11 protein-coding genes are annotated in these 17,373 nt (G+C 37.0%); 8 read left to right on the forward strand and 3 right to left on the reverse strand.

Annotation, left to right across the window (positions count from 1 at the left end; all coding sequences use genetic code 11):
• Positions 1-39: 39 nt before the first annotated feature.
• The 4 genes from EGI24_RS14985 to EGI24_RS15000 are packed head-to-tail and all read left to right on the forward strand — an operon-like array spanning position 40 to position 5,424.
• Positions 40-2,685, forward strand: a complete 2,646-nt coding sequence (locus tag EGI24_RS14985) for a carboxypeptidase-like regulatory domain-containing protein (protein WP_255049284.1) — start codon at positions 40-42, stop codon at positions 2,683-2,685.
• Between the two features lie 41 nt (positions 2,686-2,726).
• On the forward strand, positions 2,727-4,286 hold the full coding sequence (locus EGI24_RS14990; RefSeq protein ID WP_255049285.1) for a glycoside hydrolase family 10 protein: 1,560 nt from the start codon (positions 2,727-2,729) through the stop codon (positions 4,284-4,286).
• A gap of 3 nt (positions 4,287-4,289) precedes the next feature.
• The gene (locus tag EGI24_RS14995; RefSeq protein WP_255049286.1) at positions 4,290-4,820 is read left to right on the forward strand and encodes a DinB family protein; all 531 of its coding nucleotides are present in this window, start codon (positions 4,290-4,292) and stop codon (positions 4,818-4,820) included.
• Positions 4,813-5,424, forward strand: a complete 612-nt coding sequence (locus tag EGI24_RS15000) for a hypothetical protein (protein WP_255049287.1) — start codon at positions 4,813-4,815, stop codon at positions 5,422-5,424. Before EGI24_RS14995 ends, EGI24_RS15000 begins: the two co-directional genes overlap by 8 nt.
• Positions 5,425-5,431: 7 nt before the next feature.
• Here EGI24_RS15000 and EGI24_RS15005 read toward each other — a convergent pair whose 3' ends face one another.
• A complete protein-coding gene (locus tag EGI24_RS15005) occupies positions 5,432-8,077 on the reverse strand; it encodes an MGH1-like glycoside hydrolase domain-containing protein (RefSeq protein ID WP_255049288.1) in 2,646 nt (881 codons plus the stop codon).
• Positions 8,078-8,179: 102 nt separating this feature from the next.
• Positions 8,180-8,947, reverse strand: a complete 768-nt coding sequence (locus tag EGI24_RS15010) for a biotin--[acetyl-CoA-carboxylase] ligase (RefSeq protein WP_255049289.1) — start codon at positions 8,945-8,947, stop codon at positions 8,180-8,182.
• A gap of 93 nt (positions 8,948-9,040) precedes the next feature.
• On the opposite strand from EGI24_RS15010, the gene rsfS reads away from it, so the two are divergent.
• The 3 genes from rsfS (at position 9,041) to EGI24_RS15025 (ending at position 13,997) form a co-directional block, all read left to right on the forward strand.
• Positions 9,041-9,433 (forward strand): ribosome silencing factor, encoded by a 393-nt coding sequence (gene rsfS, locus EGI24_RS15015; protein ID WP_255036839.1) that lies wholly within the window; start codon positions 9,041-9,043, stop codon positions 9,431-9,433.
• 29 nt (positions 9,434-9,462) lie between these two features.
• Positions 9,463-11,499 (forward strand): ATP-dependent zinc metalloprotease FtsH, encoded by a 2,037-nt coding sequence (ftsH, locus tag EGI24_RS15020; protein WP_255049291.1) that lies wholly within the window; start codon positions 9,463-9,465, stop codon positions 11,497-11,499.
• A gap of 215 nt (positions 11,500-11,714) precedes the next feature.
• On the forward strand, positions 11,715-13,997 hold the full coding sequence (locus EGI24_RS15025) for a hypothetical protein (RefSeq protein ID WP_255049292.1): 2,283 nt from the start codon (positions 11,715-11,717) through the stop codon (positions 13,995-13,997).
• Positions 13,998-14,124: 127 nt separating this feature from the next.
• Here the strand turns inward: EGI24_RS15025 and ggt are convergent, their stop codons facing one another.
• Positions 14,125-15,900 carry a gamma-glutamyltransferase gene (gene ggt, locus EGI24_RS15030; protein ID WP_255049293.1) on the reverse strand — a complete coding sequence of 592 codons (1,776 nt, stop codon included), beginning with the start codon at positions 15,898-15,900 and terminating at the stop codon, positions 14,125-14,127.
• Between the two features lie 152 nt (positions 15,901-16,052).
• Between ggt and EGI24_RS15035 the strand changes: the two genes are divergently transcribed.
• Positions 16,053-17,294, forward strand: a complete 1,242-nt coding sequence (locus tag EGI24_RS15035) for an ABC transporter permease (RefSeq protein WP_255049294.1) — start codon at positions 16,053-16,055, stop codon at positions 17,292-17,294.
• The last annotated feature ends 79 nt before the right edge of the window (positions 17,295-17,373 follow it).

Genomic DNA, 17,373 nt, shown 5'->3' on the forward strand with positions numbered 1-17,373 from the left:
ATAAATAAAATTAACTATTCACTATAAAAAATCCCCAGAATGAAATTTGAGAAAACACTACTCCTTTTTCTTTTCCCTTTTTTAACTTTTGCACAAAACATCACCCTAAAAGGCAAAGTCACAGATGCTGAATCAAAGGAAGGCCTTCCATCCTGCAATATTTTTGTCAATGGAACCACCATCGGGGCAAACTCTGACCTGGAGGGAAATTTCCAATTGAACAATCTTACTATTAAGGAGTTTGATTTGGTTTTTAGTTATGTGGGTTATAAGTCTGTTTCCAAGAAAATAGTAGCCAAAGATGGAGAAACCATTACATTGGACATTGAATTGGCTCCCTCTGATAATTTGTTGACGGAAGTTCAAGTAAAGTCTAAAAGAGACAAAAAATGGGAAAAGCAGTTGAAGAAATTCAAGTCATATTTCTTGGGAGATAGCGATTTTGCAGATAAATGTGAAATAGAAAACGCTTGGGTTTTGGATTTTGATGAGAAAGAAGATGGATTTTATGCCAAAGCATTAGAACCACTCAAAATCAAGAATTCTGCTTTGGGCTACCAGATTTCGTTTGAATTATATAGTTTTTATGTAGGCAAAGATCTCCATAAAGTGGGTGGTAATGTGTATTTTACGGAAATGGTGCCCTCCAATAAAGCCAAATTGGAAGAATGGTATGCAAATAGGGCATTTGCTTATAGGAAATCTCCAGCTTTTCTTTTTAAGTCATTGATAGATAAGAAGCTAGATGTGAATGGTTTTCAGTTATATGCACCCAAGCCAGGGTCAAATGCCATAAGGACAGATAATTTTGAGGCCGAATTGGGCAAGTCTGTACTGGCTTATGATGCCAAAGATATGGTAGGTTTGGGTAGAAGTCCTGAAATCAAGAAAATTTATATACGAGACAATCTAGAAGTTCACAATCAGTCTGTTAAGTCCGATCTAAAAACTTATCAAGGTATAGATTATGGTATAAGTTGGATGCAAGTAAAAGGCAACAATGTTTATGTGAATGAAAACGGTATGCCTTATAATTATCAAGACATTGTGGTGGCAGGTGATATGGACTTCTTGAAAGTGTCTGGGATTTTGCCGACTGACTACAACATGAATGATTCGGCCAATGAGGCGTATTTCCTAAAGTTCGAGAAAGCTCCGTTTGCTGAGACTGTTCATTTGCATACCGACAGAACCATGTATTTTCAAGGAGATAAACTTTGGTTTAAAGCTTATTTGAATTACTCATCTTTTGCCAAAAATGACACGGCCAGCAAAGTACTGTATGTGCAATTAATAGATGAATCTAAGAAAGTAGTTGAAACCCAAAAAATTGAAGTTTCGAATGGTTTTGGATACGGAGCGGTGGTTTTGCCGATTGATTTACCTAAAGGAATCTATCAAATAAGGGCTTTTACAAACTACATGCGAAACTTCGATAATTTGATTTTCAGAAAATCAATACCAGTTCTAACTAGAAACGAAAAAATCAATACCCAAGATGAGCAAATATTAGACATTGAGGAATATAAAATAAAGGCAAATATTGAAAAGTTTGATTCCAAAACTGGTGAAATCCACTTTTCATTTAAAGACTTGGGAGATAGTCCTATTGGTGCAAATTTCTCTGTTTCGGTAAATAATCCACAATATTCTCCAGATTTGAATCTGGACACTGACATCAGAAATGATTTGAATCTGAAAGAGTTAAAGAAACCCAAATCAATGCCTTTTTTGATGGAAAAAGGTTTGGAAATTAATGGCATTTTTCTAGATAAAAAGCGGGTACCGGTGCAAAGCGAACTGAATGTTTTTGTAAATGATCTTCAAAACTTTAGTCAAACTTCTTCAGATGTAAATGGCAATTTTGTGTTCAAAGGACTGACTTTTTATGGACAATCTGACATTTATCTTCAGCCAGTTTCTAAAAAAATGAAAGAGAATATTTTTATCATTAAGAATGATGTTAATTACCCTACAATTAATGCTGTTCCAATAGACTTGAAAGATAAAATTGTAACCCAACCGGAACCTGTTTTCAAAGAAATTGCAGCTGAAAGTGCCGAAATCAAAGAAAAAGGCAAGGATAAAAGACAAAAGATGCTCTACGGCAGACCTGATTATATAATAGAAGAAAATGAAATAAATGCAACCAATGGAGTGACGGGTTTAATCAATAGTATTCTTAAAAAAGTGCCGAGTTTGCAAATGCGAGGTACTAATTTCGTTTTAAGAGGAGGGGCAACTTCTGTTTATAATTCTAATGCGGCATTAATTTTGATAGATGGTGTTCCGATGGGGAGTATAAATTCTGTAAACCCTAACAATGTTTTGAGAGTTGAAGTGGTAGCAAGGATGTCAAACATGTATGGCGACTTAGGTAAAAATGGTATTGTATCCATTTTTCAAAAAGATAAACAAAGTGCTTATGATGACATTGCAGATAAGAATTTTACCAAAGTGGCTGTGGAAGGCTATAAAATAGCGGAGGTTTATTCACCAGAAAGCATAAAAATGGTTTTGCCAGAAAGTTTGCCAACATCCTATTGGAATCCAGAAATTTTGACTGATGAAAAGGGAAATGCTACTGCAATTATTGGGGAAAATCCAATTTTGCCTCTGAAAGTAACTATAGAAGGGCTTAGTCAAAGTAACATTCCGTTTAGAAAAGTGTTTTTTTTGAAGTAAAATCTTTATAATTTTGAATGTTAAAGTGTTTTTTTTATTGAATGAAGTATAAATTATTGCTCTTAATTGTAGTAGTTATTCTAGGGCAATGTACACCTAAGAACACACCAAAACGTCCAGTTATATCCAACAAGGAGGATATATTGTTTCCGAAAAGACAATTCAGAGCTGCTTGGATAGCCACCATCGACAATATTGATTGGCCTTCAAAAAAATCGCTGAGTTCGGATCAACAACAGAATGAGTTCGTGCATATTCTCGATGTTCATAAAAAAATTGGAATTAATGCAGTTTTCGTTCAAGTTCGTGCTGCTTCTGATGCTTTTTATGCCAATAGCAATGAGCCTTGGTCAGAATGGCTCACTGGTACCCAAGGCAAAGAACCAGATCCTTTTTATGATCCCTTAAAATTTATGATAGACGAAACCCATGACAGAAACATGGAGTTTCACGCCTGGCTCAATCTCAATCGAGGTACTCAAAAGAATGCAAAATCAGTTTCCAAAGAACACATTACCAAGATCCATCCAGAATGGTTTATAAGTTACGGAGGCTACAAACTATATAACTTCGGACTACCAGAAGTGCGAGAATACATTGAAAAAGTAGCAGTCAATTTGGTAAAAAACTACGATATAGATGGTCTTCATTTTGACGATTATTTTTATCCTTATGCCATAGACGGCGAGACTTTTGATGATTCAGAAACTTTTAAGGAATATGGTTCAGAATTCTCAAACATCGGTGATTGGAGGAGAAATAACATTAATACACTAATTAAGGATATATCCAGGGCTATTAGTGCGGAGAAAAAATGGGTGAAATTTGGTATAAGCCCCGCTGGAGTTTGGAGAAATGAATCCCCAAAAAATGAAGGGTCAGCAACTCGAGGATTGTCATCTTACGACGATTTGTTTGCCGATACCCGCAAATGGGTAAATTCTGGATGGATTGATTATATCGCCCCGCAGGTATATTTTGCTTTTGATCACGTGCGAGTGCCTTACAAGTCTTTGGTAGATTGGTGGACAGAAAACCATGGAAATAGGCATTTGTATATTGGACACAGTGTGTATAAAGTCGACAAGAACTCAACAGAAAAATCATGGAAAACTGCTGGCCAAATAGGAAAACAAGTAAGAAGTAATCTTAAGTCTGAAGAGATTTCGGGAAGTATTTTTTTTAGTTCTAAGTATTTAGTAACTAATAATTTGGGTATATCGGATACGCTCAAAAATATTTACAAATATCCTGCCTTGCTGCCTTCAATGCCCTGGAAAGACGGTATGGCTCCGAATAGCCCTACAGCTTTGCACGTAAAAAGGACAGAAAACTATGGTTCAGAAGTTACCTGGAAGTTGCCTTCTAAACTTACTTTGAACAGAGAAAATATACAAAGTTTTGTATTGTATCGATTTGAAGAATTTGAAGAAATAAATCTCGAAAATCCAAAGAAAATTGTTTCGATTATCAGGAATGTTGGGATTTATAAATTCTCAGACAGAAACGCCTCAAAAAGGAAAAGCTATTACTACGTAATTACCGCATTAGACAGGCTTCACAATGAAAGTGGCCCAAGTAATCAGTTTTATTTAAAATAGACGATGAACAAAAACGACACCCTAATAGGAATAGAAAAATCATTTACTGTGCTTATTGATGGCATTCATAGGCTCACAGAAGAGCAATTTGCTTATATTTCAAATCCTGAAAAATGGTCTCTGGCTCAAATGTATGAACACATTTGTGAATCTTCTAAAAAGTTTTTTCTGGCCAATATCAAAAGATGCCTCGACCAAAGAAGCGGACAAATAGGAGGAGAAAAGACCTTGGCAGGCGAATGGGTAATGAATAACAATGGCTTTCCGAACAAAAAAGTAAAGATGCCCGAGGAATTTGGGGTGGTAATATATAAGGGTAAACCCAAAAATGAATATCTTTTAGAAATAGAAGAGATTTTAGCAGCTGCCAAAGATTTGGTGGAGCTGATACATCAAGACGCCGGAGATTATAAATCTAAACATCCGGTCTTTGGTTTTTTAAACGCTCAAGAATGGTTTAGAAACCTTGAAATGCACACCAGACACCATCTAATACAAATGGCTGAGCTTGAGGCCTTGGCTGCTCATGTCTGATATTAAGTATCGTCTTTATCCTACCTTGCTCAACGAGTTTGGGAAATACCTGGGTTCGCCCACTTTGGAAATGCGAACTCAACTACTCAACAGGATAAATCGCATCAGAGATTTTGATGATGCCACACTCAAAAGGATGAAAAAAGGATCAAATTTTGAGGATGCTGTTCTTAAAAACAAGCCACATGCATTTGAAAATCAAATAGTTGAAAAAGTAAGATACCTGTTGCCAACTTCAAGAGTAGAGCAAATGCCCATAAAATTCATCCACCAAAATATTCAGTTTTACGGTTTTGCTGATGTGGTTGGCGAAGGCAAAGTGATAGACATCAAAACAACTTCGAGTTACAAACCCAACAAGTTTCAGTACAATTTTCAGAATCTCTACATGTATGCCCTCAAAGACAAGGGTTGCACAGAGATGGAATATATCATCTACGATTTCAAGGAAATCCATATTGAAAGTTACTCCATAGCTACTTACGACTTTAGTCCAATGCTCCACCACATGGAACTCTTCCCCGAATTCCTCGAAGAAAACCGCCCGTTTATCACCGACAAAAAGATTTTTGTGGAGGAGGTTAGTGGGGGATTGTTTGGGTGAGATTTACTCACTTCTTCTCATTCACTTCCTGAATCAAATCCGCTACGAGGCCAGTCCAGCCGGTTTGGTGAGCTGCTCCTAAGCCTTTGCCGTTGTCGCCGTGGAAATACTCATAGAAATGATAGTAGTCTTTAAAGTCCTTGTCTTTGTTAAACTTTTCTACACTGCCCATAAACGGTTTGTTGCCATCTTCACCCTTTTTAAAGATGTTGATTAAACGCTCCGATATTTGCAGTGCGGCCTCTCTTATCGTAACAATCTCCCCTGAATTTGTTGGATATTCTACTTCATAATCTTCGCCGTAATAGTTGGAGTATTTGTGTAAAGAGTCTATTATCAGGTAGTTAAGCGGAAACCAAACCGGCCCACGCCAATTGGAGTTTCCTCCCATGATAGTCAGGTCAGACTCGCCTGGGGTATATTTTACATTCAGGTGTTCGCCATGAAGATTAAAATGATAAGGATTCTCCAAATGGAATTTCGACATGGATCTTATGCCATAGTCTGACAAGAACTCGCTTTCATCAAAAAGGCGTTTGAATACCATTTTCATCCTGTGGCCTCTGAGCAACGAAAGCAAGTGTGTTTCGCCCTTCCCCGGCTCGTGCCACCTCGATATCAAACCCGCAAGGTCAGGTCTATTTTTAAGAATCCACTCCAATCGACGTTTAAAGTCAGGTAATTTTTGTAATAAATCCTCGCTGATTACCTCTACAGCACACAGAGGTATCAAACCTACCAATGATCTGATTTTCAGGAATAAAGTATTGGCATTGGGCGTATATATTTTGTCGTAATAAAATTGGTCGTCTTCATCCCAAAGGCCATTACCTTCCTCGTCCATAGGTTTATTTATGGCGGCGGCTATGTATAGAAAATGCTCAAAAAACTTAGAGGCCATGTCTTGGTACGCAGGTCGCTCTAAAGATATTTCGCAAGCGATTTTGAGCATGTTAAGTGTATAAATGGCCATCCACCCAGTGGCGTCTGCTTGCTGAAGTTTTACACCAGGTATCTGTGCATTTCTGTCAAAAACACCGATATTATCCAATCCTAAAAATCCACCACCAAAAATATTATTTCCGTCTTCGTCTTTTTGGTTTACCCACCACGTAAAGTTCAGCAGTAGTTTATGGAAAATTCTTTCTAAAAAGCCAACGTCACCTTTGCCGCCATTCATTTCTTTGTCGGTTTCGTACACTTTCCAAGTGGCCCATGCATGCACTGGAGGGTTTACGTCAGAGAAATTCCATTCATACGCAGGTATCTGTCCGTTGGGATGCATGTAATATTCTCGAAGAACAACCGCTAGCTGCCTTTTGGCAAAGTCAGGGTCGATGCGTGCCAGTGTAGCAGTATGAAAGGCCAAATCCCAGGCCGCAAACCATGGATATTCCCATTTGTCGGGCATTGAAAGTATGTTGGCCATGTAGGCATGTTTCCAGGGAGAATTTCTTTCAAATGCCCTTCCTCTAAATTCAAATGGCATTTTTGGGTCGCCATTCATCCACTGGTCGATGTTATAATAGTAAAATTGCTTACTCCACATCATTCCAGCAAAAGCTTGTCTTTGAATGGCTTTTTCTTCCTCGCTTTGGATGTCTTTTTGAACAATCTCATAAAAATCATCTGCAACTTTTAGACTTTCTTCAAAAATGGCTTCAAAATCTTGAAAAGGTTCTTTGAGATTTGTTTGATCTGTAAATCTGAGGCAAAAAGTTTCGGAACCTCCAGCTTTGATTTTTCTGGAATATTTTGCGGAGGCCTTGGTTCCAATATTATTGGGATTTATGGCCTTTTCTTTTCCATGAATAATATAATTGTTGATGCCGTCTTTGGTATATAAACTGGTATTTTCTTTGCCAAAAACCCGCTCCATGTTGGTTTCGTTTTCGCAAAAAAGCAATTGGTCGGCATCCAAACAGTATAATTTCATTCTTTCGAATAGCCTGTGATTTACTTCTATTTGGCTGTTTGCTATACCCGAAAGAATAGGTTTTTTTTCAAACTCATCGTATCCCCATGACCAGGTGTTTCTAAACCAGACTGTAGGAAGTAAAGTTAGCGGAGCGTCTTTTTTACTTCTATTAGTGGCTGTAATTTTTATGCAAACATCATTGATGTCTTTTTTTGCATACTCTATAAAAATATCAAAATAGTTATCGTCATCAAATACTCCTGTATCAATTATTTCGAATTCATCTTCCTTGATACTTCTGTGGTTATTTGTGCTTGTTATTTTTTCATAAGGGAATGACTCAATAGGGTATTTATACAGCATTTTCATGTAAGAATGCGTTGGTGTACTATCGAGATAGTAATACAGCTCTTTCACATCTTCTCCATGATTTCCTTCATTGTTGGTTAAGCCAAACAGCCTTTCTTTTAAAATTGAATCTTTGTGATTCCATAGAGCCAATGCAAAGCAAATGTGCTGCTTATTGTCAGAAATACCTCCGATACCATCTTCTCCCCATCTGTAAGCACGCGAGCGTGCCATGTCATGGGTTAAATAATTCCAAGCGTCGCCATATACACTGTAATCTTCACGCACTGTACCCCACTGACGTTCTGAAAGATACGGCCCCCATTTTTTCCAGCCCTTGTTATCTTTTCTTTCTAAAAGCCTTTTTCTTTCTGTATTTGATTCCATAGGTTAAAAATATACTGTCCAGCTTTTTTTATTATAGGTTGATTTATTTTTTGCTTATTTGCAAAAATATTATTTAGTACGACTTACCCAAATTTCTCCTTGCTAATCATTAAAAAGATATTCTATTTCCTTGATATTGTAATATTTTTCTTTGTTTTGACTTATTAATTTCAGAAGCCCATTTTCTGTCACGCCAGTTATTTTGCCTTCCAATATTCCTTCAGAAGTCTTAAATAATCTATGTTCATTTATTGCAAAGAGGTTGTCGTTATACTTTTTCTTAAGAAGATTGGTTTTTTGTTCTTTCAATGCTTCAAGGTTTTGTTCTAAAAATTCCAATATTTTTTCAACAAGCGTATCCCTGATAAAATTGATTTGAGGTGATTCCAAAATCAAAGAGCTTGCTCTTGGGTTTTCAAATTTAGTTTGGTGAATATTTAAGCCAATTCCTATGATAGAATTCCCCATTTTTTGCCCTGAAATGCTGTTTTCTATCAGTATTCCACCTATTTTTTTATTATTCAGATAAATGTCGTTAGGCCATTTTATGGATAAATTAGAAACGGCGTAAGCATTTAAAGCCTCAAATACGGATATTGCCACGGCAATACTGAGGTCAAATTGGCGTTCAATTTTTACAAAAGAAGTTTTAATAATAACACTCATCAAAAGATTTTCTCCTAGGGCACTTTCCCAGACATTTCCCCTCTGCCCTTTCCCAGCAGTTTGGTGGTCGGTAAGGATGACAGTTCCGTCAATAAATTCTTTATTTTGAATTATTTCGCTTGCAATGTCGTTGGTAGAATGACAAGATGGCAGAAATATTAGATTTTTGCCGACAAATAAAGTTTTGGGCTGAATTTTGACCAAAATAAATTAATTTAGCGTTTTATAGAAAATCTGCGATGTGAGCTTATTTAGAGTTTTACTTACCGCTCGCAAATTTAACCAATTTACAGTTTAATGAAGAAAAAGATTTCGAGTGAGGTATTGTGCGATTCCATTATTAACGGAATGCAAGAAAAAAAAGGTTTTGATATCATAAAGATGGATTTAAGAAAGATTCAGGGTGCTATTACAGACTTTTTCGTTATTTGCTCCGGAAGTTCCGACACACAAATTGACGCCATTGCTGGCTCGGTAGACGAAGAGGTGTTCAAGTCTACCAAAGAATCTCCTTGGCACAAGGAGGGAATTCAAAATAAAGAGTGGATATTATTAGATTATGTAGACGTGGTCGTTCACGTTTTCAAAAAGGATCGTCGTGAATTCTATGACATTGAGTCGCTTTGGGGCGATGCTGATTGTACTTATTATGGCGATACATTGAAACCTTCTCTAACTCCACTTAGTTAAATAACCAAAGATTTTATTTAAAATTCAATATGTCTGAAAGCAACAACAACAATTCTTCGGATAAACCGAAGAAGAAGCTGACTCCAAATCCTGGTGGGCTTCAAGGATGGGTAGTGGCGGCTTTAATATTAGCCATCATGGGCCTTGTATTTTTTAGCAGTACAAACAAATTAGGATCTGTACCATATAAGTCGTTTGAAAAAATGGTACTAGATGGCGACGTACAGAAGGTTTTCTTGGTTAAAGGTACTAATTCATTGGAGATAAACCTTTCTCCAACGGCCCTTACAAAACCTGAATACAAGGCAAAACTGGCCAATAATAAATTTTCAACAGGACCACATCTTCGTGTGGACATTGTTTCAGAAGACTCATTTATGTATGAGTACAATAACTTCTTGAAAACAGCCGCTATTCCTGAAGATATTAAAGGTACACTGTATCCAGAAACAGTCACTAGAAGTGACTATATGAATATTTTTTGGCAATGGTTCCCTATATTGTTCTTCTTCGGATTGATGTATTTTATCATGACACGTATGTCTGGTGGTGGTCCAGGAGGTGCATTATTTAACATCGGAAAATCGAAAGCCGCACTTTTTGATGCAGATAATAAAGTAAAAATTACTTTTCAAGATGTAGCAGGATTGGATGAAGCCAAAGAGGAACTTACAGAGATTGTAGAGTTTTTGAAAAAACCAGGTAAATATACTGAGCTTGGTGGTAAAATACCGAAAGGAGCCTTGTTAGTAGGCCCTCCAGGAACAGGTAAAACTTTGATGGCCAAGGCTGTAGCTGGAGAGGCAAGTGTGCCGTTTTTCTCTTTGTCAGGTTCAGACTTTGTGGAGATGTTTGTTGGAGTTGGAGCTGCTCGTGTGAGAGATTTGTTCAAACAAGCCAAAGAAAAAGCACCTTGTATCATATTTATTGATGAAATTGATGCAGTTGGTCGCTCCCGCGGAAAAGGCTCTATGCCAGGAGGAAATGACGAAAGAGAGAATACATTGAACTCACTTTTAGTAGAAATGGATGGTTTTGGATCTGATTCTGGAATCATAATTTTGGCTGCAACCAACCGTCCTGATGTTTTAGATCCTGCTTTGTTAAGACCAGGTAGATTTGATCGCCAAATAAGTGTGGATGTGCCAGATATTAATGGTCGTGAGGCGATATTCAAGGTACACTTGAAGCCTATAAAATTTGCTGAAGAAGTTGATCCTAAGAAATTGGCCGCTCAAACTCCAGGGTTTGCTGGTGCTGAAATTGCCAATGTTTGTAACGAAGCGGCCCTTTTGGCAGCACGTAGAGGCAAAAAGCAAGTTGAAATGAAGGATTTTCAAGACGCTATTGACAGAGAAATTGGTGGTTTGGAAAAACGAAATAAATTGATTTCACCAGAGGAGAAAGAAATTGTAGCTTATCACGAAGCTGGTCATGCCATAGCTGGTTGGTTTTTAGAACATGCCAATCCATTGGTTAAGGTAAGTATAGTTCCAAGAGGAATTGCGGCCTTAGGTTACGCTCAATATTTACCAAAAGAGCAGTATTTATATCGTACAGAACAACTTTTTGATGAAATGTGCATGACGCTCGGCGGTAGAGCAGCTGAGGAAGTGATTTTTGGAAAAATATCAACTGGTGCTCTGAGCGATTTGGAGAAAATTACCAAGTTGGCCTATAGCATGGTGACTGTGTATGGTATGAACGAGAAAATAGGAAACGTAAGTTATTATGATTCTAAAGGTCAAAGTGAGTATTCTTTCACCAAACCTTACTCTGAGCTAACAGCACAAGTTATTGACGAAGAAGTTAAGAAAATGATTGATTTGGCATATTCTGCCACCAAAGATTTACTCTTAGAACACCGTGACAAACTCGAAATTCTGGCTAAAGCTTTATTGGAAAGAGAAATCATTTATCAGCATGATTTGGTTGGGCTAATAGGGGAGAGGCCTTTTGATAAGCCAACAGTTTATCAGGAGTTTTTAGATAAAAAAGATGAAATAGCTGTGGTGGAGGGAGCCGACAAGGATCCAGAGGTAACGGATACTGCAGAAACGGAATAAAAAAAAAGACCCGAGTAATCGGGTTTTTTTTATGCCCTTTTTTTGGAGGAATTAATTCATAGAAATTCGTGAAAATTATTTTCGGCATAAATATTGATTATCTCCATAAAGTAATAGGTTAAAATTTTAATTAAATACGATTATATTTAAAGGCTGTTTTACATAGGCACAGTATTTGTATTTAATAGTCTAAACCCAAAATGTGGCCTCCTAATATGCAAAAGTTTAAGTTTTTAGTTTTATCGTTACTACTTTGTGGGCGACTTTTCGCTCAGTCATCAAATTATCAATCCGAAAAGATTTTTGTTCATACAGACAAAGACAACTACGTGTCTGGCGATACCATTTGGCTTAAAGCCTATGTTTTTGAAGCTACTTCTCATCATCTTTCGCAAAAAAGTCAAGTAGTATATCTATTGCTTCAGAATAAGCTTAATAAAATTATTAAAGAAGCAAAAGTAGTTGTGCAAAATGGACATGCCAATTCTCAGTTTATCTTGCCTAAAAATTTGGTGTCTGGACAATATGAATTAACTGCCTACACCAATTTGATGAGAAATTACAGTGAAAAAGCCTTTTATACCAGAAATATTAAAATCGTGGGTACGATACCGGCACCTATCGGCCTATTAAGTTCTAAAAATCTGGCCAAACCTGAAGTTGTTTTTTATCCTGAAGGCGGTCAATTGGTGGACGGAATATCAAGTAAGGTGGCTATAAAATTCAATAACTTTCCTAGTTTACCTAAGTCATTCGAAGGTAAGATAGAAGATAGCACCGGAAAATTGGTGACCACTTTCTATCCTGATTTACAGAAAATAGGAACATTCATACTCAAGCCTACCTCTGGTATGAAGTATTTTGCTGTTTTTACCCATGCAGGTAAGGTATATAAAGAAATGCTGCCAGCGGCACAAACCATAGGCTATGTTTTGGCTACTGACAATGTTGTTTTTTCAGATGGTGTACTTATAAATGTATTTACAAATAGCAATGAACCCGCAAGGTTTAATATCGTAGCCCGTCAAAGGGGTGAGATTATTTTGAAACTTCCATTCGAAACCACAAGTTCAAATTTTAAGTTTGTTCTCAAAAATGATTTAGTACCGAATGCAGGAGTTGTAGAAATTGCCGTTGAAGATTTGGAAGGAAAAGCAGTTTGCAAGCGATTGGTTTATTTCTTGACCAATGCAAAAAATAGTTTGTCAGTAAAAAACTATAAGCCCAATTTGCTTCCAAAAGGCAAAGTAAATTTTGATTTGATGGTGTTGGATGATAACCAAAAACCCATTCCGAATCTCGACTTATCTATTTCAATAGTTGACGTTACTCCACCGGCAGTGTTTAGTCCGAAAGTTGAAATTATGCAGAATAGTTTAGTTTTTGATGCAGATTTTGAGTCAGAAATTCAAAAACTGGACTCGTTGTTTGAGTTTCAACCTACAGTTTCAAAGTTCTATTTGGATAATCTTATGATGACGCAAGATTGGAAGAAAGAAGCAAAAGCCTCAAATTATATAGCCGAAAACAATCTGTTGATGAAGGCATCTGTTTCTCAAGGTCAAATTTTGAAAAAGAATGAGAAACTGAAATTGTATTTTTGGGATAAAATTGGAATGAAATATCAAGAGACCGTTACAGATTCAAGTGGGAATTTTGAAATAAGAGATCACTGGACAGATACAGTTAAAGTTTTGGCAGCCAACGAAATAGGAGAGTTCTTAGAGCTAAAATTTGATGAAATTTACAGTCCTAAAGTTGAAACTGTTGTAGACAAACCTGTCGTAACAATGAAGCCTTTGGCACCTTCAAATGCTGCAAATAAGCCTGTAGTTCAGAAACCAAATACAGCTTTGCCAGCTAAATCTATGGCTTTGAAAGAGGTAGTAATAACCGGTCAAAAGAACAAAGATTTTAAAAATGATTTCAGACGTCGTGCATATAATTGGGAGCCTGATTTTGCGACAAGCATAACTGTAGATTCGAGTTCTGGTATTCCTACTTTAGTAAATTTAATAGAGAGTAAAATACCCGAATTGACAGGAAAACTCATGAATAAAAATGAGAATTGGGTGATGTTAGATGGAACAAGAGTTCCTCTTGAATTCTTGGATCTGATTAAGCCTTCAGATATAGTTTGGTTAGATTTTATTCAAAAAAAGGAGAAAACTACAAAACTTGGCCAAGCATCTGGTAGCATTGTTAACCTTCTCACCTCAAAAGGAAATGATCTTTTTAGTGTTTATAAAAACAATAGATTTCAGACATTTATGGGCTATTCGTATGCTAGAAATATATACGCTCCCAAATATACTAAGGCAGTTGCCAAACCTGACAAACGGAAGACCTTATATTGGAACCCGCTTCAAAAGACTGATATTTATGGAAAAACAAGTATTAGTTTTAACAATTCGGATTTGAGTAAAAAATACCTCATAACCGTATTTGGAACAGATGGGAAAGGAAAAACCATTAGCCAGAGGACCTTACTTAAATGATTTGGATAGGAAAAGGGATAATTAAATTACAAAAGAGAATTTCTATTGAGTGATAAAAAGAATGGTCGAGGATGTGAATCTTCGGCCATTCGCCATTTTTGGGTATCAAGTAATAGGTTATTGTACTTTAAAATCCAATGCTGGTATTGTCGGCTCGGGGGTCAGAAGCACCTTCTAGCGTTCCATCAGGATATACCAAGATACAGTCCATTCTGCCCAAAGTTCCCTTTTGTTGATCCAAGATATAACCCTTATTTCTTAAAGTCTCTAAAGTTTTATCACTGAATGCATTGGCTTCAAAAACAGTACGATCAGGCAACCATTGGTGATGAAACTTTAAGGCATTTACAGCTTGCTGCATGGTCATTTTGTGCTCAATCACATTCAGAATAGTTTGATATACTGAAGTTATAATGGTGCTTCCACCAGGCGTACCTACCACCATCAATAATTTTCCGTCTTTTTCTACAATGGTCGGTGTCATGGAGCTGAGCATTCTTTTTTCAGGTTGGATTTCGTTGGCTTTTGAACCTAACAATCCAAACATGTTCGGAACGCCAGATTTTATGCTAAAATCATCCATTTCGTTGTTCATTAAAAAACCTCCACCTGCTACAATAACCTTGCTTCCATAAGCTCCATTTAAGGTGGTAGTGATAGATACAGCATTTCCATCCGCATCAACTACTGAGTAATGAGTGGTTTCTAATGATTCATAACCTGGTAGCATGCCTCCTTTAATGTTTTTGCTATCGGTTGCTTTTGTACTATCAAAATCAGCCCATCTTGTTTTTAAATATTCGTGGCTGATAAGTTTGTCAATAGGTACATCTATAAAGTCGGTATCTCCCATCCATTTTGCTCTATCTGCATAAACTCTTCTTTCTGCTTCAATCATTACTTGTGTGGTGTTGGAGGAGTTCCAACCCCATTTTTGAAGCGGGTATTGCTCCACTAGTCTCAATAATTGAAGCAATGCTACTCCGCCGCTAGAGGATGGAGGCATAGTAATGATTTTATACTTTTTATAACCGGCAACAATAGGCTTTCTCCATGCTGAGTGATACTTTTTAAGATCTTCATGGCTTATGATTCCGCCTCCCTTCGTCATTTCATCCACTAGAAGAGCGGCGGTTTTGCCTTCATAAAAACCAGCACGTTTTTGTAATTGTATCAATTTTAATGTTTCTGCCAGGTCTTTCTGGATGAGAATATCTCCCTTTACCCATTTTGAGCCATCGGGCTTTACAAAATAATTTAGATTTTCGCCGTTAACTTTCTTGAAAACCGCCAGATTGTTATTCAGACCCAAGGCTTCTCTTTCGGTTAATATAACACCACCTTCTGCAAGTCTTATGGCAGGTTCTAAAAGTTTATTCCAAGAAAGTTTTCCGAATTTTTGGTGCATTTCTACCATACCGTCAACAGACCCAGGTACTCCGCTGGCTAAATGTCCCTGCAAACTCAATCCTTGAATTACATTTCCTTCTTTGTCCAAATACATATCTCGATGTGCTTTTAATGGAGCTTTTTCTCTAAAATCTAAGGTGTGAGCTTGGCCATTTTTGGTTCGAATAACGGCAAATCCACCACCTCCTAAGTTTCCTGCGAAGGGGAAAACCACAGCAAGTGCAAAATGCGTCGCTACTGCAGCGTCTATGGCATTTCCACCCATTTTGAGTATTTCTATTCCCGCATTTGATGCCTCAGCATGTGCTGCGGCCACCATTCCATTTTTAGCAAATACGCCTTTTTTCTCAGAATAAAATGGTTTGGTATCGGGGTCTTCTACAAACAGCGAAAACAAGTCTTTATCGTTTTCTTTGGAAGTGGTTTTGGGGTTAGTTTTGCATCCAAAAACAATCAAAATTAAAAGCAAAAATGAGCCGAAGAGGTTTTTCATTGGTTAGTTTTAGTTGATAAGTTTATAACAGGGTTTCCATCAATCATGGATATTTACCGTTAAGTTAAGTGTTTTGTATCATTTATAAAATTACTTAATTCAAATTCCTTTTTTTTTGCAATTTTTACTTCAATAATAATAAATTCTCAAGGATGTTGTTTTTCAAACTCACGTTCGAAAGTTTAAGGTTTGCATGGCAAGCTCTTCGCTCTAATTTGCTTAGGACAGTGCTGTCTCTTTTAGGTGTTACGATTGGCATTTTCTCTATAATTGGCGTTTATACGATGGTAGACTCCTTGGAGTCCAATATCAAAACGAGTTTGAGCTCGATTGGAGATAAAACCATATATGTTGATAAATTCCCATGGCAGTTTGGAGATGGCGAGTATCCTTGGTGGAAGTATTTCAATAGACCTAGACCAAAATATTCAGAGTATAAATATCTCAAAGACAACCTCGAAAATGCAGCAGCGGTGACCATAATGGACTGGTCGCTTGCTCAAGCTAAATATCAAAGCAATAGCTATAATGCTCTCGTTCAGGGAATTACTTATGACTTTAATTTGATTTCGGATGTGCCTGTAATCAATGGCAGATATTTTTCGCCTACCGAAATAGAATCAGGAAGAAATGTGGCGGTAATTGGTGCCGAAATAGGCGAAACCCTGTTTGGAGAAGAAGATCCTATTGGAAAACAGATGAAAATCAAAGGAGAGAATTTTGTGGTGATAGGCATGCAAGAGAAAAAAGGTAAGCAGTTGGTGGATGTTGGAGGGAATCCTGATCAGAAAGTTTATGTGCCGTTTGTCAAACACAAGAGAATGTTCAGCTCGGGTAATTTATATGGAATGATACAAGTTCAGGCATTTGAAACAGACCTGAAAATGGTGAAGTTAGAAAGTGAGATTAAAGGTAAGATGCGTACAATTAGAGGCTTAAGGCCACTTGAAGAAGATAATTTTGCCCTAAATAGGCCTGATGCTGCTGCGAATTTTCTTACTACCATTTTTGGCTCACTCAGAGCTGGTGGCTTTGTTATTGGTTTGTTTTCTTTATTAATTGGCGGTTTTGGTATAGCCAATATAATGTTTGTTTCAGTAAAAGAGCGTACAAATATTATCGGAATTCAGAAATCATTGGGTGCCAAAAACTACTTTATATTGTTCCAATTCCTTTTCGAAGCCATATTCCTTTGTTTGATTGGAGGATTGTTTGGTTTGATTTTGGTTTATTTAGCTAGCTTTATTGATTTAGGAAGTTTGGATATTGTACTTTCATCTGGAAACATAATTTTTGGTTTGACCATCTCCAGTATCATTGGTATAGTGGCAGGACTGATTCCAGCTTCACAAGCATCTAAAATGGATCCTGTGATTGCCATCAGAGCCAAATAGTTTTTTTATGTTTTGCGTAAAAACTGTCGTTAATCATCTCCTAATTGGGATTTCGTCATTATTTTGGATAGGCTACTGA

The sequence above is a fragment of the Lacihabitans sp. CS3-21 genome (assembly GCF_024343675.1).
GTDB lineage: Bacteria > Bacteroidota > Bacteroidia > Cytophagales > Spirosomataceae > Leadbetterella.